Below are 22122 nucleotides of genomic sequence, written 5' to 3' on the forward strand. Positions count from 1 at the left end.
TCAATTGTCAATAAAATACCTATTAAATTAGTGTAAATTTAAAATGTTGTTACAAATATCTTCTGATATCAGGTATACAATCCTTGAATTCTTTATCATTACATACCTGCTCCCCTTGGTGTCTGTGCTGCCCAGGTATAATATGAGGACTTCGTCTTTTTTGTCTTTCGTATAGGTTGCTTCTACTGTAATTCTGGACGCCTCATCCAATCCAAATTTCGGAAGGTCTTTGTCATCAACAGAATAGTCCGCTGCAGTCTCTAATTTAACAGCTCCCAGTCCTCCTGCAGCCGCCGCAATATTCTTGGAGTCATCATCGTTTTTTGAATCATAGGTATTAGAACTGCCATTTTGAGTGATGACCACTTTTTTCAGATTTCCACTTCCAATACTTGGATAAGCATCCAATTGTGCCATATCCTCCAGTTTGTTTTGAAGGTCAGATATAGATGTACTGCTCACTGTGTAGACTTTATTTGTATCATCAACGGTAATATAATAATCGTCTCCGGTTATATTCCCATAATACAATGTGGTCTCTTTTCCATCCCCATCCGTCAATACCACGGTATAATCCGGCTCTTTCAACCCGTAGTCCTCCAAGGAGTCACCGTTTTTAAGCGCCCGCCTGGCTTTTAATTTACTGAAAGTATCTTCCATCTGCCGGAGATAACTCTGCGCAAGCGGAAAGTCCTTATCCTTTGCGTCATACCATTTATCATCTTCCTTCTTGAAGTCAAAATCACCATTTCCAACATTATATTTAATTTCTTTTAGACTATTAATATCCGTTACATAAATTGTTTCTGCCTCTGCTTTTGCTTTTTTCTTTTTTTCCTGGCTCTTATTATGTTTCTGTAAACCAAAATAAACTGCCAGGAGAATTAGTAGAACACAGAACAGCAATATGAATAACCTTTTTCTTTTCTGTTCCATATTTCTCCTCCTAAGCTTTTCTTCTTCTGAACCAGACTGTAAATCCCAAGCCCAGCACCAGGATTGGAACTCCAAATACCACCAGGAGACTAAACAGGCCCGCATGCTGCACTGTATTATACTCAGGTACAAGGCTTTTGGGCTCAATTGTAATGCTTTGCACATCATCAAAATTGCTGCCCACTGCGTTCATAAACACAGTCGTATTCTCAAGCTGAGAAAATGTATCTGTAATCTGAGAATCAATCAGGCTGGCCGCCGAGATAACCGTCAGACGGCTTTCTGCTTTACCCCTCTTTTCTGTCGCCACCGCTCCCAGTGTATAGGTTCCATTAGTCTGCTTATCTTCTGTCACTGCATAGGCTTGCTCAGAAGTTGTCATAAAAGGTTCTGCCGTTATAGTGTCTCTTGCTGCATCCACCATAGTCATGCCCTTCGCATTCGTCAAAAGTACCATCTGAGATGAAACTCCTTTTGTCATATCACCGGACAACGAAAGATTCGGGAATATATAGTAATAATTATTCTGATAACATCTCTGTGGATCCGCAATATATCCGTCGGCCTCCTGCATCCCATATTCCTTCAGTATCTGGGACAGATTCGGTAAATCTGAAGCTTCAGTTTCTCCCAGCAGTACGATCATCTTGCCGCCTCCGGAAAGGTAGTCTTTTACAGCTTTCAATTCATCCGCCGTTAAATCTGTGGCAGGCGCATACATCAATAATAAATCGCAGTCATCCGGTATGGATGCATCCATTACTAGATTCAGCTCTTTTGTGCTGTAATTGTTCTTATGCATCATATCCGAAACGGAACCTGACAAAGTTGCTTCTCCATGCCCGGTTGTCCGGAAAATTGTCTTGTCTGCATCACTGGTCACATAATTTACAGCACTTGTCAGCTGCCCGTCAGCATCGAATTGAGATTCTGATGCAGTCCCTGTATAATAATATGACGATTCATCCTTTACGATAATGCTGTCAAACGATACATTTGTAGTCTTCCCTGAAGCTTCATTTGCTACAACAATTGTATTTTTATCCGCATTATACTCTTTCAATACAGAAGGATGAAGGACCGGGTCAATCCATTTTACTGAAACATTTTTGGACAAAGCATCATACTTACTCAAAAATGTTTTTATTCTGTCATCTGTATTTTCTTTTTCTGCCAGTACTGTAAGCGTCACTTTTGAATTCATCTTCTTTAAAAGTTTACGGCTCGTATCTGATATTTCATATATCTTTGTACTGCTAACATCAATGTTCCTGTATTTTTCAGGCAGTTGTCCGAAAATGAGATTTATCACTACTATGACAGCAATTACCATAATAGTCAGCCCTACGCTGAAAACTCCATTTTTAGTTCCCGCTGACCGAAATAGTTTTTTAAGCTTTTTCACCTTTCACCCCTCCTAACTCCAGCGTCTTCTCTGTATTGTCTGTATCGTAAGAAAAACAAATGCTGCGATAATAGACAGATACAGGACGATTCCGCTTACATTTACAATGTTATTTGAAGTAATATCTGTAAAAAATTTTGCCAGCGCAAGATTGCCAAGAACTTTCGTTAGTATATTTTCAAATAGACTGGATTTCATGATATAGGTAATAACGCAGACAGCAGCTCCTGTCAGTTCCACAGCACCGCTTATCAGCCAGTTTCCAGTCATATGCTGTATATAAGCTGCCGCAATTGTCAAAATAAGGATAATTCCAATGACTCCGCCGGAAGCCGACCTTGGCAGGAATGACAAGATTCCATCCCACAGGTAAAGGGCCAGCAGCACGCCAAAGGTCGTCACGAAAGCAATGATCTGACTTTCTGTCAGAGAAGACAAAAACATTCCGATAGCAATGTATACACAACCCAGCAGGAAGAATACACCGATTGATATGTAGTCCACCTTCAGATAGGATATTCCCTGTAGTTTAATAATCAGTGGGAAGAGACAAAAAATAATATTCGGAACAGCCAGAACTGAAACCATGGCCAGGTATTTTCCCAATACTATTTTAGTCAGACTTACCGGTGCAGTTAAAAGCAGCTGATCTGTCTTATTTTTTCGTTCCTCCGCAAAGCTTCTCATCGTGAGCAGTGGTATACCTACCAGAAATACAATCAGCGAACCTGACAAAGTATATGAAAAGTACGGGTATCCCGCATTCAGATTATACGCCACAAAATAAATTCCCGTAAAACCTACCAGAAATGCAACAAACACGCATCCAATCATGGATTGAAAATATCCCTTCAGTTCCCTTTTATAAACGGCCAGCATCTGCTTTCGCCTCCTTCTCTTCTGGGATTTCTAATTTAGGCTCCTCTTCTTTTTGTGTCAGCTCCAGAAAGATTTCTTCCAGACTCGCACGATTTGTTTTCAGCATAAGAAGTGGACATTTTTGATCCGCGAATGCAAAAAATATCTTTTCTCTTATATCCGCATTTTTTTTTACATTCAATGATGCAAATGTAGTTCCATCCGATCTTTTTTCCATCTTTATAGATAAAATTTCATGAATCGGCTCCAATATTTTTCTGACTCGTGAGGGATCGGTTTTCGTCTGAATCTCCACCGACTCGGCATCATCCAGCAAATGTTCCAGATTGTCAGGAGTGTCACTGGCAACAAGCCTGCCTTTTGATATAATCATAATATAATCACAGACCTCTTTCACCTCTGCCAGAATGTGAGAACTCAAGATAACCGTATGTTTTTTCGATAGGTTACGAATCAGTTCTCTGATTTCAATAATCTGCTTTGGGTCCAGTCCCACTGTTGGCTCATCCAAAATAATGATATCCGGAAACCCCATTATGGCCTGCGCCAGCCCGGTCCTCTGCCGATATCCTTTGGACAGATTGCGGATAAGACGTTCCCTGACGTCCTGAAGCTTTACAAGCTTTAAAACCTCTTCCACAGAAGATTCTCGTTTTTCCTTTGATATTCCCTTCAGCTCTGCCACAAAATCCAGGTACTCCCAAACCGTCATCTCCATATACAGAGGAGGAATCTCTGGAAGATACCCTATGTACTTTTTAGCTTCTGTAGGCTCCTTGAGTATGTCATGCCCGTCAATGAGCACTTCCCCTTCTGTAGCTCCCAGATATCCCGTCATAATGTTCATGGTGGTGGATTTCCCTGCCCCGTTGGGCCCCAAAAAGCCATAGATTTTCCCTTTTTCTATCTTGAAACTTAGGTTATCTACGGCCAGATGATCCCCATATTTTTTCACTAAATTCTTTACCTGTATCAAGTCTTTACCTCCCTGTGATATAATTTAGGGCCCTGGCGCACTGTCCCATGAATTATTAAGGAGACGGCACACTGGTTCAGCCTTCACATGGCATTAACGTTAGCAGAACTTTGTGAAATATTTGTGTTGTAAATGTGGAATTTTCAGGGTCATTTATTCTGTATAAGTTTTCTCTACAGCTTCAAACCTCGGTATCTGTTCAGGCAGGCATGAATTTCCTGCCTTCTGGGCAAAGCAAGATTTGCAATGTTTGAATTGCTCTCGCATATCGCTGCCAGTCCGTCCCGCCTAATCTTCTCTTCCAGTTCTTCTGCTATCTTCTGCAGATTCTTTTTTCCATCCAGCAGGTGTTTCTCCGCATACCTCACACAATACCCAAGAGCTGACACCTGTTCACTATCCACGATCTGCTCCACATAGCGCAGATCTATGGTTTCCCGGTTAATCTGCACAGACTCTTTTCCCATAGTCTTCATTTTTATTCTGCTGTCTTTGCGTAAGACGTTGTTAGCTCTCGGGCATCTGGAGAATACAGGTCTGCCAGCTTTTCCCTCCGGCCCCATAAGCATGGGAAAATTTTCTGCTTCTTTTTTTGCGGGCAATGTAATGTCTCTAGGTACATATCTATCCATCTGAACGATACAGTCCGCAATGTGGAAATATGCTCCTGAACTTCCGGCTACAATCACCGTCGAAATGCCATATTCCTCGTATAGTTCTGTTATCCTTTCAATAAACGGAGTGATCGGTTCCATGTCCCTGTGAATCACCCTCTGCATCAGTTCATCCCGAATCATAAAATTCGTTGCACTTGTGTCTTCATCAATCAGAAGTAGTTTTGCTCCTGTCTCCATGGCCTCTATCACATTTGCAGCCTGGGAGGTACTTCCACTGGCATCTTCCGTACAAAATCTTATTGTATCCTTTCCGTTGGGAAGGTCGTTGATAAACATGGAAATATCTGTTTTCTTAATGCTCCTGCCATCTTCAGCCCGGATTTTTACAGCGGAGTCATCTGTGATAACATATTCTCTTCCGTCACCCGCAATATGATTGTAAACTCCCAGCTCCAGTGCCTTTAAAAGAGTCGACTTGCCATGATAGCCTCCGCCCACGATCAAAGTGATACCCCGACGTATTCCCATCCCGGTAATCTTTCCCCTGTGTGGAAGATCCATTGTCACTTTCAGCTCCTCCGGAGACTCAAAGACAACTGCCCCTTTCATAGGCTTTGAGGAAATTCCCGATTCTCTGGGCAGCACTGAACCATTTGCCACGAAAGCAATCAGCCCCATCTTTGACAGCTGTTTCCTGATAAATTGTTGATCATCCGCGAGAAATATCATCTGCTGAATCCTTTTCTTGTCACTATTCTTATAATAGAGTGCCCTTTCTACGCTTTCCGGAAGAAAATCAAACAATATCTTCATCAGTTCCCTTGCATGAATCGTTCTTCCATTCGCCGGGAAGCCCACTTCCAGCCTGAAAATCATATTTCCACTCTTGGGCTCAATTACACATGCAGTGCGTTCCAAAATTTCCTGTCCGCAGCGGCTCACCGCGATCAAGCCGCTCTTTCCCGATCCCTTTGCCTTAAAAGCATATTGCTCCACAGCGTGTCCAAACTGCCGCGTCAGGTAATCCTGCAGCGCAGCCCTGCGGTGCTCAGTCTCAAACAATTCTGTCGGAAAGCCCGCTGTCTTTCCCTCAATATGAATACTCAGCTTAGAGGGTGACGCAAACGGATCTCCCTGCACATGATCAATAGAAAGCTCATATCCCGAAAACCGATATACCCCCCTTGTATCTTTATAAGCAGGGTAGCCCTTGTGGTCAATCCTGTTCAGCAAATTTCTTAACTCCGCAGATGTCTGCATATTATAAACTCCTTCCCTCAAAGGGGTCAGTCCCCTTTGCGCTCCATATTCAGAATATTCTGAATACTGTTTCCGTATACTTTTTTATCTGTCCTATTATACCTCTTTTTACAGACCATGCAAACCTTATTGCTCCCATAAACCTGTTCCCTAATTGCAGAAAAAGCCGCAGGACATCCTGCGGCAATGTTGTAAAAGTATAAACTTTTTAAGTAAATCCTACACTTCAAAAATCAAATCACCATAGGATGGCATCGGCCACACTTCTTTGTCTACTATCATCTCCAGCTTGTCAACCGGTGTGCGGAGAACATCCATAGCCGGAAATACATCTGTGTGATAGAAGTTGGCCCGAACAGCTCCTTCCTCTTTATGTGCCGCTTCGTCCGTAACTTTAACCAGCGATTCCAAAGCATCTCTCGTCTCGGTCAGCAACGCAGAAACGTTCTCCAAAAGTTCCGACTGTACAGATGTATCTGCTCCCGCTTCCTTTACGGCAAGAATTGTATCTGCCAGTGTCTTTGTATACTTCATAACTGCAGGGATAATTTGTTTGCTCGTCATATCAATCATAGTACGTGCTTCAATGTTAATAGCCTTCGCATATGTTTCGTACTGAATCTCTGCACGGGATTCCAGTTCAGCCCTTGTGAATACACTAAACTTCTCAAATAAGTTTACAGCTTTCCTGGTTGTCATGGAAGGTATAGCCTCCACCATAGATTTAATGTTTGGAAGTCCCCGTCTTTCGGCTTCTTCCACCCACGCCTCTGAATATCCGTCGCCGTTAAATACAATTGCCTGGTTCTCTGTTGCATATTCCTTAATCAAATCATGAAGTGCCAGCTCAAAGTCATCTGCTTTCTCCAGCACATCACATGCCTCAGAAAATGCCTCTGCAACAATAGTATTTAAAACAATGTTGGGAGCCGCTATGGAATCCCTGGATCCAACCATACGGAATTCAAATTTATTCCCTGTAAATGCAAATGGTGATGTTCTGTTCCTGTCTGTGGCGTCTTTGATAAGACCGGGCAATGTCCTGACTCCGGTCCTCAGCCTCTCGCCCTTTATACTGTGGGTGGCCTCTCCTGTGCTGACCAACTGTTCCATCACATCTGCAAGCTGCTCTCCAAGGAAAACAGAAATGATTGCCGGAGGTGCCTCATTTGCTCCCAGTCTGTGATCATTTCCCGGATCAGCGGCAGATTCGCGCAGCAGATCTGCATGTTTATTGACCGCCTTCAAAATACACATCAAAACTAACAGAAATTGTGTGTTTTCATGAGGGGTCACACCGGGATCCAGCATATTGATTCCATCATCTGTAATCAGGGACCAGTTATTATGCTTGCCGGAACCATTCACACCTGCAAAAGGTTTTTCGTGGAGCAGGCATTTCATACCATGCTGGCAGGCTACTCTCTTCATAGTCTGCATAATCAGCTGATTATGATCTACCGCTATATTAGCCGGCGAATAAATAGAAGCCAGCTCATGCTGTGCCGGAGCCACCTCATTGTGCTGAGTCTTTGCGGGAACCCCTACCTTCCACAACTCCTGGTTTATATCCTTCATGTAGGAGGCCACTCTCTGGCGGATGGTGCCAAAGTAATGATCATCCATCTCCTGTCCCTTCGGCGGCATTGCCCCGAACAAAGTACGGCCTGTGTAAATTAAGTCCTTTCTCTGTAAAAACTTCTCTGCATCCACGAGGAAATATTCCTGTTCAGGACCGACAGAAGGTGTAACTCTTTTTGAAGTAGTGTTTCCAAAAAGACAGAGAAGCCTTAATGCCTGAACGGAAATCGCCTCCATAGATCTCAAAAGAGGTGTTTTCTGATCCAATGCCTCACCTTTGTATGAGCAAAACGCTGTGGGTATGCAAAGCGTTGCCCCTCCCGCATCCTTCCTTATAAATGCGGGTGATGTACAATCCCAGGCTGTATATCCTCTTGCTTCAAACGTTGCCCTAAGCCCGCCTGACGGAAATGATGACGCATCCGGTTCTCCCTTAATTAATTCTTTCCCAGAAAAGCTCATCAGCACTTTGCCACTTGGAAGAGGCGCAGAAATGAAAGAATCATGCTTTTCGGCAGTCACTCCTGTCATGGGCTGAAACCAGTGTGTGTAGTGGGTTGCCCCCTTTTCAATCGCCCATTCCTTCATCTCGTGTGCGATCACATCAGCAGTCGCAAGATCCAGTTCATTCCCTTCCTCAATTGTTTCTCTCAGGTTTTTGTAGACCTTCTTTGGCAAACGTTCCTGCATTACAGTATCATTAAACACGTTTTCCCCAAAAATATCCGCAACGTTGATCAATTCTGCGCTCATAATTCCTTCCTTCCTCTTCGCTATATGTGAATCCTGTTTTCTATAAAAGCCGAAACACGATTATCGAGTTTCGCTTGTTATCACGGTGGCTGCCAAGGAATATACACATATGTGCATCGGGCTCGTCACTCGCGAAAATAAAAAGGCACTCCAAGTCATCTTGGAACGCCTTCGTTCATATCTACGTGTGTTAGTATACCTCAACCGTCAAAAAAAGGCAAGTAAAATCTTAAATTTTATTCAGCTTTTCCGACTGAGCCGAATAATTCCATCTTTTCCTTTACAGTTGCAATAATTGCATCCGTACCTGGTTTCAACAGTTTGCGTGGGTCAAAGCCCTTTCCTTCCAAATCTTTTCCTGCCTCGATATATTTACGTGTTGCTGCTGCAAAAGTTAACTGACATTCAGTATTTACATTAATTTTTGCGACTCCTAAGTCAATAGCTTTTTTAATCATATCATCCGGAATACCTGTTCCGCCATGAAGCACCAGAGGCATATCTTTTGTCAGCTTTTGAATAGCATCCAGAGTCTCAAAGCTTAATCCCTCCCAATTTTCAGGGTATTTGCCGTGGATATTGCCGATTCCCGCTGCCAGGAAATCAATTCCAAGGTCTGCTATCATCTTGCACTCCTGGGGATCGGCACACTCACCTCTTCCGATCACTCCGTCTTCTTCGCCTCCGATAGAGCCGACCTCTGCCTCCAGAGACATTCCATGTTCTTTTACAATGTCCACAAGTTCCTTAGTCTTAGCCACATTCTCTTCAATCGGGTAATGGGACCCGTCAAACATAATGGAGGAAAACCCTGCTTCCACACACTTCAGACATCCTTCATAACTGCCATGATCCAAATGAAGTGCTACTGGAACAGTAATGTTCATCTCTTCCAGCATAGCTTTCACCATAGCTGTAACCGTCTTGTATCCTGTCATATATTTTCCGGCCCCTTCGGACACACCCAGAATTACCGGGGAGTTACATTCCTGAGCTGTTGCCAGGATAGCTTTTGTCCATTCCAGGTTGTTAATGTTAAACTGACCTACTGCATAGTGGCCGGCCTTTGCCTTTTGAAGCATTTCTTTTGCTGATACTAACATATTATATCCTCCACTTCTCTGTCAAATCTTTTCTTATTATAGCTTATCAAAGGAAAAAAGACAATCTGAAAATTAAAAAACCGAGATATCCAATGAAATGGACATTCCCGGTAATTGGTTCAGTGACTCCGAGGGGAATCGAACCCCTGATTCCAGCGTGAGAGGCTAGCGTCTTAACCGCTTGACCACGGAGCCTTAATCTATAGCGCTTTCACAAGCGAATTTAATTATACTATACCTTGTCCGCTTATGCAAGCACTATTTTAAAAAAATTTTTATTATGATATTTCACCATTTCCAGAAAGTCTTTGAATACTTTTCTTTGTTACCATAATCTGCAGACCTTGTTTCATATTCTTTACCACCACTTCATCATGCTCACCGCCAAACTCGCCATCCAGTGTCCATGGGATCTCTTCCACTGACTCAAAATGGATCTCGCCGGAGCGGAACGAATACATGTGCTTAGAGTCAATTTGTTTGAGTACAAGTGCACCAATAGTTTCATTTAATTCTATTGGATTCTTTGGTGTCTTGATCAATGTGACTTCAAACTGCCCGTCATCGAACACCACATCCTTGCCGATAATGCCCTTAAAGCCGCCGACAGACCGTGAATTGGTCACCATGCCATACACAAATTCGTCCTCGATTGTCTCGCCATCATGGATCACTTTAATGTGATAAGAAGGAATATTAAAAATTCGCTTTGTTCCCTCCAGTACATAAGCCAAATGCCCCAGTACATTCTTCATGCTCTGTTTTGTCTCATATGACACATCTGTAAAAAGGCCGAAAGCTGCAATGTAGACAAAAAAATCATCGTTAAATACACCCACATCGCAGGAAAAGGGGACTCCGTTCGCTGCGGTATCTGCTGCCTCCAGCAAATTCTTCGAAATATGAAGGCTGTTCGCAAAGTCGTTCGTTGTACCCGCCGGAATATAGCCTATGGGAACCTTTTTCTCTCTTTTCAGCATGCCGGTCACCACCTCACCCAGAGTCCCGTCACCGCCGCTGCAGACCACTACATCATAGTCTTCTTCATACGAAAATGTTTTCGCAAGTGCGTCATGGTAACGCTGAGTAGGGTATACAGTGATCTCATACCCCCCTTTAACAAAAATATCCAATACCTCGGATAATTTAGGTTTCAGCAGGCCTAAGCCCGCATTGATGTTGTAAATAAACAGCATTCTCTTCATATATTGTAAGTCCTCCACTATGACAAAACAGGTACTGCGAATTCCCTGAAGAGGGAAATGGTTCACCGTTCATCTTCCTTGTATGACATCATTATAAAAGAGGCTGTACAAAAGCACAACCTCTTTTCACTCTTTATTATATTTTCAAAGTAACAGTTCTTCCAACTGCTATTCCTTGCACAGGAATGTCTTGATTCCTTCTGCAGCTTTCTGTTCATCTTCTCCGTCTGTCACTACTGTGAGCTTTTCGCCGTCTGTAATGCTTAAACTCATCATCCCCATAATGCTCTTTGCATTGATTTTCTTTCCATTCACCTGGATAAATATTTTACTTGCGTACTGGCTTGCCTCCTGTACTAACAATGCGATTGGTCTTCCGTCCAGTGCTTCTTCATGTTTTACAACAACCGGTGTTTCAATCATAATAATCCTCCTTGCTTTTGCCTTGCCTGTTCTGCCATTTCGCTCAGTTTGCGAAGTCTGTGGTTTACGCCAGACTTTCCAACGGGCGGTGATAAAAGTTCCCCCAGCTCTTTCAGGGTCGCGTCAGGGTGAGCAAGACGGGCAAGCGCTACCTGCTCAAGTCCCTCCGTCAATTTTCCAAAACCTATCGTATCTCTCAGATATGTAATATCCTCCATCTGCTTCACAGAGGCTGATACCGTTTTGTTGATGTTGGCAGTCTCACAATTTACCTTACGATTTACTGTGTTGCGCATTTCTTTCAGAATCCTGACATTTTCCAATTCCATCAAAGAGATGTGCGCTTCCATTATATTCAATATATCTACTATCTGAGAACCTTCCTTCAGGTACACAACATACGACCTTTTTCTTTGGATAACTTTTGCATCCATAGCGAATCCGCATATTAATTCCTGAATCTGATATGCAAGTTCTTCAGAAGCGCAGACAATCTCAAAATGATATGACTTGTTTGGATCACTCATCGAGCCTGCGGCAAGAAAAGCGCCTCTGATAAAAGAGCGTCTGCAGCAAGTCTGCTGTATGACCAGTGGATTTATACTGTGAACCCTTACAACATCCGCCTGGTGTCCATCTGCCAGCTTTACCGCCTGAAGGATACGAAGTGCATCTTTATGCCCCTTTACAATCACAGCATATGAAACACTTTGCTTCGATATGTTTCTTCGGATAGAGATATCAGCTTCTATATTAAATGTTTTTTCTATTAATGTAAAGCACTTTCTTGCAACAGAGAGATTTTCCGAATGAACTCTTACGCTGTGACGGCCATAATCATCAGTAAATACTAAACCACACAGGCTGATCAATGCTGCCAGTTCCGCAATCTGACAATGCCTTGCCGTGTTTAACTGTCTTGAAAGTTCTTCTTTCACCTTCCCTGAAAATGACATCTTGTTCTCCCTATTTCGCCTTTGTTATTACATCTTTCCCAATGTCACGGTGTTCGATACGCACCCCATAACTTCCCTTGGGCTCCAGATATTGGTATAAAACGTTCGACAGAGTTACCGAACGGTGCTTGCCGCCGGTGCATCCCACAGCAATTACCAGCTGATTTTTACCCTCCAGGATATAATTCGGAATAAGAAAATCAATCATCTCTGTCAGCTTATCCAAAAATTCCCTGGATTTATCATTATCCATGACATAACCCTGAACCTCAGGGTCGTTTCCGGTTTTCGGACGCAACTCTTCAATATAATACGGATTTGGCAGAAAACGAACATCAAATACCAAATCAGCATCTCTGGGAATTCCATATTTAAACCCAAAAGACATCACTGTGATATATAGATTCTTGAAGTCCTTTCCTTCTACAAAAATTTTTTCAAGTTCAAGCCTCAGCTCCTTTGTCAGCATCTTACTTGTATCAAGTATATACGCAGCCCGCATTTTTAAGAACGCAATCTTCTCTCTTTCTTTTGCGATACCCACATCAATATGCCCCATACAGCCCAGAGGATGCTGACGTCTGGTTTCTTTGTATCTTTTTACAAGAACATCATCTGCCGCATCCAAAAATAGAATTTCGTAGTGTATTCCCATTTTGTCAATTTGAGCGAGCTTTTCTTCCAGCCCTTTAAAAGCCTGACTGCCCCGGATATCTATACCCAATGCGACCTTATCAATTTCGGTATCCGGAGTGGAAAACATTTCTGCAAATTTGATCATCAGAGGTATGGGAAGATTATCCACGCAAAAATATCCTTTATCCTCCAGAACCTTTAAGGCTGTGGATTTCCCCGCTCCTGACATGCCAGTAACAATTACAAATCTCATGTCAAAACTCTCCTATGCGCTTCACTTCAGGATCCAATCTTACACCTGATGCAGCCTCTACTCTGTCTATGACCTGATTGATTAACTCAACAACCTCTTTTGCCGTTGCCCCTCCTAAGTTTATCACAAATCCGCAGTGCTTCGTCGAAACCTGCGCATTCCCCACACGGAAACCTCTCAGGCCTGCATCGTCAATCAGCTTCCCTGCAAAATATCCTTCCGGGCGTTTAAATGTACTTCCTGCGCTTGGGTACTCCAGGGGCTGCTTCGTCCGGCGTCTCTCTTTCAGCTCTTCCATAAGAGCACGAATCTCCTCCACATTTCCCGGCTTCAGGCCAATAACTGCCTCAAGGACCAAATAATCGTTCTTTGCAATAATGCTGGTCCTGTACCCCAGTTCCAGTTCGTCCATTGACAGTGTCTTCATTTCTCCCTCCTGAGTCAAAATGGTGGCACTTTCCAGAACGTGACTCATTGCACCGCCATAAGCTCCCGCGTTCATCATAACGGCTCCACCCATAGTCCCAGGGATACCTGAAGCAAACTCAAAGCCCGCCAGGCTTTTGTCCAGTGCCTCTGCCGCAATTTTAGAAAGCAGCGCTCCGGCCTGTGCATAAATACGATTTCCCTGTGTTCTGACCCTGTTCAGATTCTTGTACAAGTATATGATAACTCCTCTGTATCCCTTATCTCCAACCAGCAGGTTGCTTCCATTGCCTAAAATATAATATGGAATGTCCTCGCGCCTTAGAAAAATAATCAATTCTTTTATTTCCTCCGGGTTCTCCGGCATCACGAAATAGTCCGCAGACCCGCCTACCTGAAATGTAGTGTGCCTGCTCATAGGTTCGTCTGCGATTACTTTTTTCTCTCCCAGTATATTACACAGCTCTTCATATAAAATCATAGATGTTCCTCATTTCCTTTGAACTCTTCTTTTTCCAATCATACAACAAACCCTTTGGAAATTCAACTAAACTGTTCATCTGCCGGTTCACATTTACTGCAAAAGCTCAGGAATCCGCAGCTTGCAAAAGACTAACAAATGATGTATATTTACTGTGTATACATGCTTTGAGTAAAGATAAATAGAGAAATGAAGGAGTGAATATATAATTGGACTCGGGTGATGCCATACGATTTATCATTTTAATTTTTTTACTGATGTTGTCTGCCTTTTTTTCATCTGCAGAAACAGCACTTACGACTGTCAGCAAAATCCGCCTGCGCTCCCTGGCCGACGATGGAAATAGACGGGCAGAAATGGTGTTGGATATACTAGACAACCAATCACGCAAGATGTTAAGTACTATACTGATCGGCAATAATATTGTCAATATTACCGCCTCCACTTTATCGGCTACACTGGCTTATGATTTTGGCGGCTACATGGTCGGTATTGCAACCGCAGTCATTACTGTTGCAATTCTTGTATTTGGTGAAATTGCACCTAAAAACATTGCATTTTCAAATTCAGAAAGACTTTCGTTGTCTTACGCACGTATAATAAAAGTTTTTATGCTGTTAATGACACCTTTTGTTTTTACTATCCATATTATCTCCCGGGGAATATTATTCTTATTCAGGGTTGATCCTGACACAAAGGGCACTGCAATAACAGAGGCAGAGCTGCGTACTATAGTAGATGTGGGGCATGAAGACGGGGTCATTGAACCCGAGGAAAAAGAAATAATCAACAATGTATTTGATCTGGGAGATGTTTGTGCTAAAGATATTATGGTTCCGCGTATTCATGTGACATTTGCAGATATAAGCAGCACCTACAAAGAACTGATTGCTATTTTCAAAGAAGATAAACACACGCGGCTTCCCATATATGAAGAAACCACAGATAATATCATCGGTACCATCAACATGAAGGATCTGCTGTTATTCGAAAGTAAAGAGAACTTCTGTGTGCGAGACATAGTGCGTGAAGCATACTTCACTTATGAATATAAAAATGTCTCTGAGCTTTTGGTAGAGATGAGAAATGCTTCTTTTAGTATTGCGATTGTTCTTGATGAATACGGCGAGACAGCCGGACTGATTACACTGGAAGATATACTGGAGGAAATTGTGGGTGAGATTCGTGATGAATACGATGCCCATGAGGAAGAGTTTGTAAAGAAACTTGGTGCAAGCGAATATATAGTGGAAGGTTCTCTGAGCCTGGACGATGTGAATGAACGGTTAGGTCTGGAACCGGACCTTGAATTGGAATCCGAAGATTATGATTCACTGGGCGGATTAATCATCGAGTATCTGGACAGGCTTCCCGAAGTCGGAGATGAGGTTGTAACAGAAAACAAAATCCGGCTGGTTGTAGAATGTCTCGATAAGAATAGTATAGAAGGGGTCCATGTATATCTGCCGCAAGACAGGACAGCAGAGGATGTCTAAAGAGCAGGGCCGTTTTGGGGTCCTGCTCTTTTTATGCTATAGCACAGCTGAATTCTTAACTTGAGGTCGTATTCTTCTTTTGAATTAAAGATTTACACCATCCAGCCAGGAAATAGCAATATCAAAAAATAAAGGAACTTCTTTCATATTTCTACATAACATAAAATAGAACAATTATGAAAGGACTTTTTGTCTATGCCTTCAATCATGTTAGATGCCGGTCACGGCGGCCGTGACCCTGGAGCCGTATACAACGGACGGCAGGAAAAGGACGACACACTGCGTCTTGTACTTGCTCTTGGTCCAATCCTGGAAAGCCAGGGGTTTGACGTGGATTACACAAGAACCACAGATGTTTATGAATCACCTTATGAAAAAGCCATGCAGGCCAACAATGCCGGAGCGGACTATTTTGTTTCTATTCACCGCAATTCATTTCCTACCGATAATGTAGTATCGGGGGTGGAATCTCTCGTTTACAATGAAGAGGGAATCAAACTACAGATGGCAGAAAATATCAATGCACGGCTTGCGGATGTAGGATTCGAAAACCTGGGAATCACAGCCCGCCCTAACCTCGTTGTCCTCCGGCGCACACGGATGCCAGCTGTGCTGGTAGAGGTTGGCTTTATCAACTCTAATACAGACAATCAGCTGTTCGACGATTCCTTTGACGAAATTGCTCAGGCAATCGCTGACGGAATCTCCGATACGCTAAACGCCGGCAGCACTACTGTTTCTATGGAATATAGTGTTCAGACAGCCGCTTTTCGCAATCCTACCTATGCAAATCGTTTTTTAAACGAACTGCTGGAACAGGACTTCCCCGCTTACATTGATACATCCAACGGTCTTATGCGAGTTCGGGTAGGACACTTTAATACACTGGAAGACGCAACAGCAATGGAGCAGCGTCTGAAAAGAGCTGGATATCCCACAATCATTATCAGTGAATGATCCCTTAAAAGCCGATAGTCCTTAAAAATTGGGCTACCGGCTTATTTTTATTTATGGTACACTGATATTGATTAAAGTTTTTCAATAGATTGGGAGGTGCCTATGAATCGTGTAAGTACAGGTCTTCAGGGAGCAGATATCGTAATTGATTTTCTCCGTCTCGGTGACAATGTAGTCTGGCAGGTGGATTCTTTAGAGGCTTATACCTTTGCCGTAAATAGGTTTGTGCATCAGGCAGTGAAGGATAACAGACGCCTTGTTTACATACATTTCGGAGATCATCCCCGGCTGGTGGACGAATCTGCCCTCCGAAGCGCCGAAGCTGATTTTCAAATATATACACTCAATGCAGGGGTGGGGTTCGAGTCCTTCACCAGCGCAGTTTACCGGATAATTACCTTTGAAGGACGGCAGGTTTTTTATGTGTTTGACTGTCTGAGTGAACTTCAGAAGAATTGGTGCTCTGATCTCATGACAGGGAACTTCTTTCAGGTCACCTGTCCTTATCTGTTTGAACTGGATACAGTTGCATATTTTGCCCTTTATAGAAGTGCCCATGCACAGGACACTGTTGCGCGTATCAGGGAAGTCACCCAGGTCCTTCTAAATCTATATACCATCGACCAACAATATTACCTTCACCCTTTAAAAGTATGGGAACGCTATTCCCCGGTTATGTTTCTTCCCCACCTGGTGACAGAGTCCGGGGCAGAATGTATTACCGACAGTGCCAGCACTGCTGAGCTCTTTTCCACACTGCAGATTCAGACGAAGAAACTGGACTACTGGGATATTCTTTTTGAGGAAGCGAAGCCCTATCTGGACGCCCCCTTGTCAGAACAGACTCCTGTAAAAGATAGGCTTCTTAATCTCCTGATTGGAAAGAAATCCCGTATTGCTTCTCTGTGCCAGGAATATTTTACTTTAAAGGATCTGATTGAAGTCGAAGGCCGTGAAATCGGAACAGGATATATTGGCGGAAAGTCAATAGGTATGCTGCTTGCGCGGAAAATTCTGGAGACAAGGACGCCTTACATATGTAAAGACTATCTGGAAATGCACGACTCTTATTATATAGGCTCCGATGTCTTCTACACTTATATCGTACAGAATGGCTGCTGGCATCTCCGCATGGAACAGAAAAAAAAGGATAAATATTTTTCGGCAGCCCCCAGTCTTCAGGAAAGGTTAATGGCCGGAAATTTCCCGACTACCATTAAAGAGCAGATTATGCTGATGCTGGAATATTTCGGGCAGTCTCCCATCATCGTTCGCTCCAGTTCCCTCCAGGAGGATAATTTTGGGAATGCATTTGCCGGAAAGTATGAAAGTGTTTTCTGTCCCAATCAGGGAACACCCCAGGAACGTTACAATGCTTTCATGGAGGCCGTCCGTATAGTGTATGCCAGCACTATGAACCGAGATGCGCTGGAATACCGACTTAACAGAGGTCTGGCACAAAAGGATGAGCAGATGGCCCTGCTGGTGCAGAGAGTATCGGGGGATTACCACGGAAATTACTTTTTCCCTCATTGTGCAGGCGTTGGAAATTCCTCAAATCTGTTTGTCTGGGATAAAAACACTGATCCTTCCAAAGGCATGCTCCGCCTCGTATTTGGAATGGGCACCAGAGCCGTAGACAGGGTGAATACCGATTACCCCAGGATTATTGCGCTTGATAACCCAGAGAGGACACCCCTGCTTACCTACGGGGACGAGGGCAAGTTTTCCCAGCATTATGTGGACGTAATCAACCTGTCAGAAAATACGTTTCAAACTATTTCTCTGGAAGAAGCCGCAGGGCTTGCCCTGAAAACCAATATCCGCCTTTTTCTGGAACCGGACCATGCACTCGCAAGACAATTCAGAGAAACCGGGCAGAAGGGCCGGAAGATTCCGTATATTGCCAGCTTTTCCCATCTGTTGCGGCACACAGATTTCGCAAAAGTTATGGAAGATATTTTAACTATATTGTCTACAGTCTACGATTACCCTGTGGACATTGAATTTACCTGCAATTTTAAAGATAAGGAGCGTTACCGGATTAACCTGCTCCAATGCCGCCCGCTCCAAACCAGAGGACTGGAAAAAACAATCGAGTTCCCCAAAGATCTGGACAAATCCCATTATTATTTTACTTCTGCCGGAAATTTTATGGGAGGGAATGTGCGGCTCCCGGTGCAATACATTGTCTTCGTCAAAATCAAGCCCTACCTGAAATTAAATGATTCACAGAAATATGCTATAGCCAATCAGATAGGAAGACTAAATCATCTGTTAAAAAATAAGCACGCCATCCTGCTGGGTCCCGGTCGCTGGGGCACTACCACGCCGTCACTGGGTGTACCCGTCCGCTTTACAGATCTCTGCAATATGGATGTCCTATGTGAGATTTCCTATGACAGTCTGGGCCTGATGCCGGAATTATCCTACGGAAGCCATTTTTTTCAGGATATTGTAGAATCCGATATTTTTTATGCTGCACTGTTTCAAAAAGATCCAAAGGTCTATTTTAATGAGGCTAAAATACTTGCAAAAGAAAACGTATTGGAGAACCTGTTGAAGGATACCAAGGAAGAAGTGATTTATTCCGATGTGATACATGTGGCAGATCTGGGTGACGATGGGGGAGAAATCTATTCAGATATTTTGGAGCAGAAACTAATTTGCACTGACAAAGAGCTGTCATAGCTGCAATAACTATGGCAGCTCTTTATGTGTCTACTATCTTATATATATTAGTGTTCTTCTGTGTTAAGCCTCTTCGATCAGCTTCTCTTTTGCCAATACTTTTACTACCTTCTTTACATACTCTTCACAGATATCATCAGAAGGCGCTTCTACCATAACCCTGAGAACCGGCTCCGTTCCACTTTCACGTACAAGTATCCTGCCGTCACTTCCCAGTGCTTCTGTCACTTCTTCCACCGCCTTGATCACTGCCGGATTTTCCCTTGCGGTTTTCTTATCTGTCACCCGTACATTCTGCAGCAGCTGGGGATAAATCTTTACTTCCTCAGACAAGTGTGCCAGAGTCTGTTTCTTTTCCATAATGACTTCCATGAGCATCAGCGAAGTCAGGATGCCGTCTCCTGTTTTTGCATATTTGCTGAAGATAATATGACCAGACTGTTCGCCTCCAAGCACATAACCGTTCTGCAGCATATTTTCATACACATATTTGTCCCCCACAGCGGTCTGCTCATATTTCATTCCAATATTGTCGCAGGCTTTATAAAGTCCAAGATTCGACATTACGGTAGTGACAATGGTATTGTCCGCAAGACGCCCCTGCTCCATAAGATATTTTCCACAGATGTACAGAATTAGATCTCCGTTTACCACATTTCCATTTTCGTCTACAGCAATACATCTGTCCGCATCGCCGTCAAATGCAAATCCTACATCCAGCTTATTGTCTTTCACAAACTGCTGCAGCTCCTCTATATGGGTAGAACCACAGTTTGTGTTAATATTTGTCCCATCCGGGTCGTTGCTTATAACATAGGTTTTGGCACCCAATGCATCATAAACGCTCTTGGCAATACTGAAAGCACTTCCGTTTGCACAGTCCAAACCAATCCTCATATCCTTAAAGGATCGGGTTGCAAGGGAAATCAAGTGTCCGATATAGCGGTTCCTTCCGGCGGCGTAATCGATTGTGCGGCCTATGTTCTCTTTTGTCGCAAGAGGCAGTTCTTCAATCTTCCCGTCGATATAATCTTCAATCTTCTCTTCTACCTCTGCTTCCATCTTATGGCCCTGTCCGTTAATAATCTTAATGCCGTTATCATAAAACGGATTGTGGCTTGCAGAAATCATAATTCCACAGTCAAAATCTTCGGTACGCACTACATAAGACACACTAGGAGTCGTGGTCACATGGAGCAGATAAGCGTCTGCACCCGATGCCGTAAGGCCGGAAGCCAGCGCATATTCAAACATATAGCTGCTCCTTCTTGTATCTTTTCCAATTACAATTCTGGCCTTATGCTCACGTCCGAAATACCAGCCCAGGTATCGGCCTGCCAAAAAAGCATGCTCTACAGTAAGTACTACATTAGCTTCGCCTCTAAAACCGTCTGTTCCAAAATATTTTCCCATATGTTTTACCTTCTTATATATTGTTTTTGATACCGTCATCAGCACTTCAGGAGGGCAGCTCTATTGCACTCCAAGGATACCATTCTTGTTAAACAACCAAAATACGGTTGCTAAGTATGTCATTACAGTTCAGCCATAAGCTCGATTCGAATGGATGAACTGTTATCACTAACATTATATTTAATTCCCCTGTGATATACAACCTTTTTCTAAGATTGCTCTTGCTACACACAGTCCGTTGGCTGATGCCTGCTGCAGCCCTCTTGTCACGGAAGCACCGTCTCCCATTGCGCGAAGTCCCTTAATATTTGTCTCAAATTTTTCATTCACAAGAACTTTATTTGAATAGAATTTCACCTCTACACCATACAAAAGTGTCTCATCACTGGCGATTCCCGGTGTGACATTGTCCAGCGCTTTTATCATCTCATCGATGGCTACCATAATTCGGTGAGGAAATACAAGGGAGAGATCGCCAGGCACTGCGTCTTTCAAGGTCGGCGTGATATTGTTGCGCACCAGTCTTTCTCCCGTAGTCCGTCTTCCTCTTCTGAAGTCCCCATATCTCTGAAGCAAAATACGGCCCCCGCTGAGCATATTTCCCAACTGGGCAATCTGCTTGCCATATTCAATAGGAGATTTGAACGGTTCCGTAAAATTCTTGGACACCAGAAGGGCAAAGTTCGTGTTGTGGGTCTTCATGTCCTGCGACTTATAGGCATGCCCGTTTACAACTGCCAGCCCGTTTTCATAATACTCTGTGGCTACTTCTCCGGATGGGTTTGTACAGAACACTCTTACCTTGTCATCAAAGGTCGGTGTGTAGTATACCAGCTTTGCCTCATACAACTTGTCATTTAATTCTTTCATGATTTCATCCCGGACTTCTACACGGACACCTACATCCACGGTTCCATTTTTTGTCTCAATATTATGTCCCTTGCACACATGAGAAAACCATTCAGATCCCTCACGGCCTACTCCGGAAACAATCTCCGGTGCATAATAAGTCTCACCCTTATCTGTAATAACTCCCCTGGCTGCACCATCTTCTATAATAATATCTGTCACCATAGTTCTAAACAGAATCTCCACACCTGCATCCAGGAGATGATGCTGCAGACGGGTGTATATCTTGTAACCCTCTTCCGTTCCCAGATGACGGATTGGACACTCAATTAACTTTAAATTTGCCCGTATTGCTTTTGTACGGATATCTGTGATTGCCTGCTGATCCTCGATGCCATACACCTTCTTATCTGCACCAAACTGTAGATAAATGTTGTCCGCCTCATTGATCAGTTCCGTTGCTTTTTCATAGCCCAGGATTTCCGGCAGGGTTCCGCCTACATCCGGTGACAGGGACAGTTTTCCATCCGAAAATGCACCGGCCCCTGCGAATCCCGTTGTAATGGAACAGGGCTGGCAGCCCACACAGACCTTTGTTTTTCGCTTGGGACAGTTTCTCTCCTCGATGGAGCGGCCCTTCTCAATCATCAGTACCTTTATATCCGGATTCTGACGTTTTAATTCATATGCACAGAAAATACCGGATGGACCGGCACCTATTATCACTACATCATATTGATTCATGTTATCCCTCTGCTTTCTTTTTTCCTACTATAGGATAGTACCATACATTTTCCCGGAGAACAAGGCTATACAATCCGCCATT

At 43.4% G+C, this 22122-nt stretch carries 17 protein-coding genes and 1 tRNA gene; 3 read left to right on the top strand and 15 right to left on the bottom strand.

Annotated elements, in window-relative coordinates; all coding sequences use genetic code 11:
* Positions 1-27: 27 nt before the first annotated feature.
* The 13 genes from BN3456_RS04535 to murB all read right to left on the bottom strand — a co-directional run bounded on the left by BN3456_RS04535 (position 28) and on the right by murB (position 13890).
* Positions 28-936, bottom strand: coding sequence for a DUF4340 domain-containing protein (locus tag BN3456_RS04535; RefSeq protein ID WP_089982953.1), 909 nt, complete (start codon positions 934-936; stop codon positions 28-30).
* Between the two features lie 10 nt (positions 937-946).
* Entirely contained in the window at positions 947-2341 is a 1395-nt protein-coding gene (locus tag BN3456_RS04540; protein WP_089982954.1) for a GldG family protein, read from the bottom strand.
* Between the two features lie 12 nt (positions 2342-2353).
* Entirely contained in the window at positions 2354-3220 is an 867-nt protein-coding gene (locus tag BN3456_RS04545) for an ABC transporter permease subunit (RefSeq protein WP_089982955.1), read from the bottom strand.
* Positions 3204-4196 carry an ABC transporter ATP-binding protein gene (locus BN3456_RS04550; protein ID WP_089982956.1) on the bottom strand — a complete coding sequence of 331 codons (993 nt, stop codon included), beginning with the start codon at positions 4194-4196 and terminating at the stop codon, positions 3204-3206. The genes BN3456_RS04545 and BN3456_RS04550 overlap by 17 nt, the downstream gene beginning before the upstream one ends.
* A gap of 173 nt (positions 4197-4369) precedes the next feature.
* The gene (locus tag BN3456_RS04555) at positions 4370-6073 is read right to left on the bottom strand and encodes an ABC-ATPase domain-containing protein (protein ID WP_089982957.1); all 1704 of its coding nucleotides are present in this window, start codon (positions 6071-6073) and stop codon (positions 4370-4372) included.
* Positions 6074-6292: 219 nt separating this feature from the next.
* Positions 6293-8407: a glutamine synthetase III family protein gene (locus BN3456_RS04560; protein ID WP_089982958.1), complete on the bottom strand. Its 2115-nt coding sequence runs from the start codon at positions 8405-8407 to the stop codon at positions 6293-6295.
* Between the two features lie 236 nt (positions 8408-8643).
* The gene (gene fba, locus BN3456_RS04565; RefSeq protein ID WP_089982959.1) at positions 8644-9510 is read right to left on the bottom strand and encodes a class II fructose-1,6-bisphosphate aldolase; all 867 of its coding nucleotides are present in this window, start codon (positions 9508-9510) and stop codon (positions 8644-8646) included.
* Between the two features lie 123 nt (positions 9511-9633).
* A tRNA-Glu gene (locus tag BN3456_RS04570) sits at positions 9634-9705 on the bottom strand.
* A gap of 83 nt (positions 9706-9788) precedes the next feature.
* Entirely contained in the window at positions 9789-10715 is a 927-nt protein-coding gene (locus BN3456_RS04575) for a diacylglycerol/lipid kinase family protein (RefSeq protein ID WP_089982960.1), read from the bottom strand.
* A gap of 168 nt (positions 10716-10883) precedes the next feature.
* Positions 10884-11138 carry an HPr family phosphocarrier protein gene (locus BN3456_RS04580; RefSeq protein ID WP_089982961.1) on the bottom strand — a complete coding sequence of 85 codons (255 nt, stop codon included), beginning with the start codon at positions 11136-11138 and terminating at the stop codon, positions 10884-10886.
* Positions 11135-12094, bottom strand: a complete 960-nt coding sequence (whiA, locus tag BN3456_RS04585) for a DNA-binding protein WhiA (RefSeq protein ID WP_089982962.1) — start codon at positions 12092-12094, stop codon at positions 11135-11137. The genes BN3456_RS04580 and whiA overlap by 4 nt, the downstream gene beginning before the upstream one ends.
* A 10-nt stretch (positions 12095-12104) precedes the next feature.
* Positions 12105-12983, bottom strand: a complete 879-nt coding sequence (gene rapZ, locus BN3456_RS04590) for an RNase adapter RapZ (protein ID WP_089982963.1) — start codon at positions 12981-12983, stop codon at positions 12105-12107.
* Position 12984: 1 nt separating this feature from the next.
* Entirely contained in the window at positions 12985-13890 is a 906-nt protein-coding gene (murB, locus tag BN3456_RS04595) for a UDP-N-acetylmuramate dehydrogenase (RefSeq protein ID WP_089982964.1), read from the bottom strand.
* Positions 13891-14099: 209 nt separating this feature from the next.
* Between murB and BN3456_RS04600 the strand changes: the two genes are divergently transcribed.
* The 3 genes from BN3456_RS04600 to BN3456_RS04610 all read left to right on the top strand — a co-directional run bounded on the left by BN3456_RS04600 (position 14100) and on the right by BN3456_RS04610 (position 19034).
* On the top strand, positions 14100-15386 hold the full coding sequence (locus BN3456_RS04600) for an HlyC/CorC family transporter (RefSeq protein WP_089982965.1): 1287 nt from the start codon (positions 14100-14102) through the stop codon (positions 15384-15386).
* Positions 15387-15581: 195 nt separating this feature from the next.
* Complete coding sequence (locus tag BN3456_RS04605) at positions 15582-16343, top strand: N-acetylmuramoyl-L-alanine amidase (protein WP_089982966.1); 762 nt, start codon at positions 15582-15584, stop codon at positions 16341-16343.
* 102 nt (positions 16344-16445) lie between these two features.
* Positions 16446-19034, top strand: coding sequence for a PEP/pyruvate-binding domain-containing protein (locus BN3456_RS04610; protein WP_089982967.1), 2589 nt, complete (start codon positions 16446-16448; stop codon positions 19032-19034).
* Positions 19035-19097: 63 nt separating this feature from the next.
* Here the strand turns inward: BN3456_RS04610 and glmM are convergent, their stop codons facing one another.
* Together glmM and BN3456_RS04620 are read right to left on the bottom strand one after the other, a co-directional pair.
* Entirely contained in the window at positions 19098-20447 is a 1350-nt protein-coding gene (gene glmM, locus BN3456_RS04615) for a phosphoglucosamine mutase (protein ID WP_089982968.1), read from the bottom strand.
* A 180-nt stretch (positions 20448-20627) separates the two neighbouring features.
* Positions 20628-22040 carry an NAD(P)/FAD-dependent oxidoreductase gene (locus BN3456_RS04620; RefSeq protein ID WP_089982969.1) on the bottom strand — a complete coding sequence of 471 codons (1413 nt, stop codon included), beginning with the start codon at positions 22038-22040 and terminating at the stop codon, positions 20628-20630.
* Between the last annotated feature and the right edge of the window lie 82 nt (positions 22041-22122).

It is taken from the genome of Clostridium sp. C105KSO13, from assembly GCF_001517425.1.
Lineage (GTDB): Bacteria > Bacillota > Clostridia > Lachnospirales > Lachnospiraceae > Muricomes.

Bases quoted from the DNA above. Each gene is read 5' to 3' on its own strand.
- BN3456_RS04555 (WP_089982957.1), bottom strand. From the start codon at position 6,073: ATGCAGACATCTGCGGAGTTAAGAAATTTGCTGAACAGGATTGACCAC.
- glmM (WP_089982968.1), bottom strand. From the start codon at position 20,447: ATGGGAAAATATTTTGGAACAGACGGTTTTAGAGGCGAAGCTAATGTA.
- murB (WP_089982964.1), bottom strand. From the start codon at position 13,890: ATGATTTTATATGAAGAGCTGTGTAATATACTGGGAGAGAAAAAAGTA.
- BN3456_RS04610 (WP_089982967.1), top strand. From the start codon at position 16,446: ATGAATCGTGTAAGTACAGGTCTTCAGGGAGCAGATATCGTAATTGAT.
- fba (WP_089982959.1), bottom strand. From the start codon at position 9,510: ATGTTAGTATCAGCAAAAGAAATGCTTCAAAAGGCAAAGGCCGGCCAC.
- BN3456_RS04535 (WP_089982953.1), bottom strand. From the start codon at position 936: ATGGAACAGAAAAGAAAAAGGTTATTCATATTGCTGTTCTGTGTTCTA.
- whiA (WP_089982962.1), bottom strand. From the start codon at position 12,094: ATGTCATTTTCAGGGAAGGTGAAAGAAGAACTTTCAAGACAGTTAAAC.
- BN3456_RS04545 (WP_089982955.1), bottom strand. From the start codon at position 3,220: ATGCTGGCCGTTTATAAAAGGGAACTGAAGGGATATTTTCAATCCATG.
- BN3456_RS04620 (WP_089982969.1), bottom strand. From the start codon at position 22,040: ATGAATCAATATGATGTAGTGATAATAGGTGCCGGTCCATCCGGTATT.
- BN3456_RS04580 (WP_089982961.1), bottom strand. From the start codon at position 11,138: ATGATTGAAACACCGGTTGTTGTAAAACATGAAGAAGCACTGGACGGA.
- rapZ (WP_089982963.1), bottom strand. From the start codon at position 12,983: ATGAGATTTGTAATTGTTACTGGCATGTCAGGAGCGGGGAAATCCACA.
- BN3456_RS04560 (WP_089982958.1), bottom strand. From the start codon at position 8,407: ATGAGCGCAGAATTGATCAACGTTGCGGATATTTTTGGGGAAAACGTG.
- BN3456_RS04575 (WP_089982960.1), bottom strand. From the start codon at position 10,715: ATGAAGAGAATGCTGTTTATTTACAACATCAATGCGGGCTTAGGCCTG.
- BN3456_RS04605 (WP_089982966.1), top strand. From the start codon at position 15,582: ATGCCTTCAATCATGTTAGATGCCGGTCACGGCGGCCGTGACCCTGGA.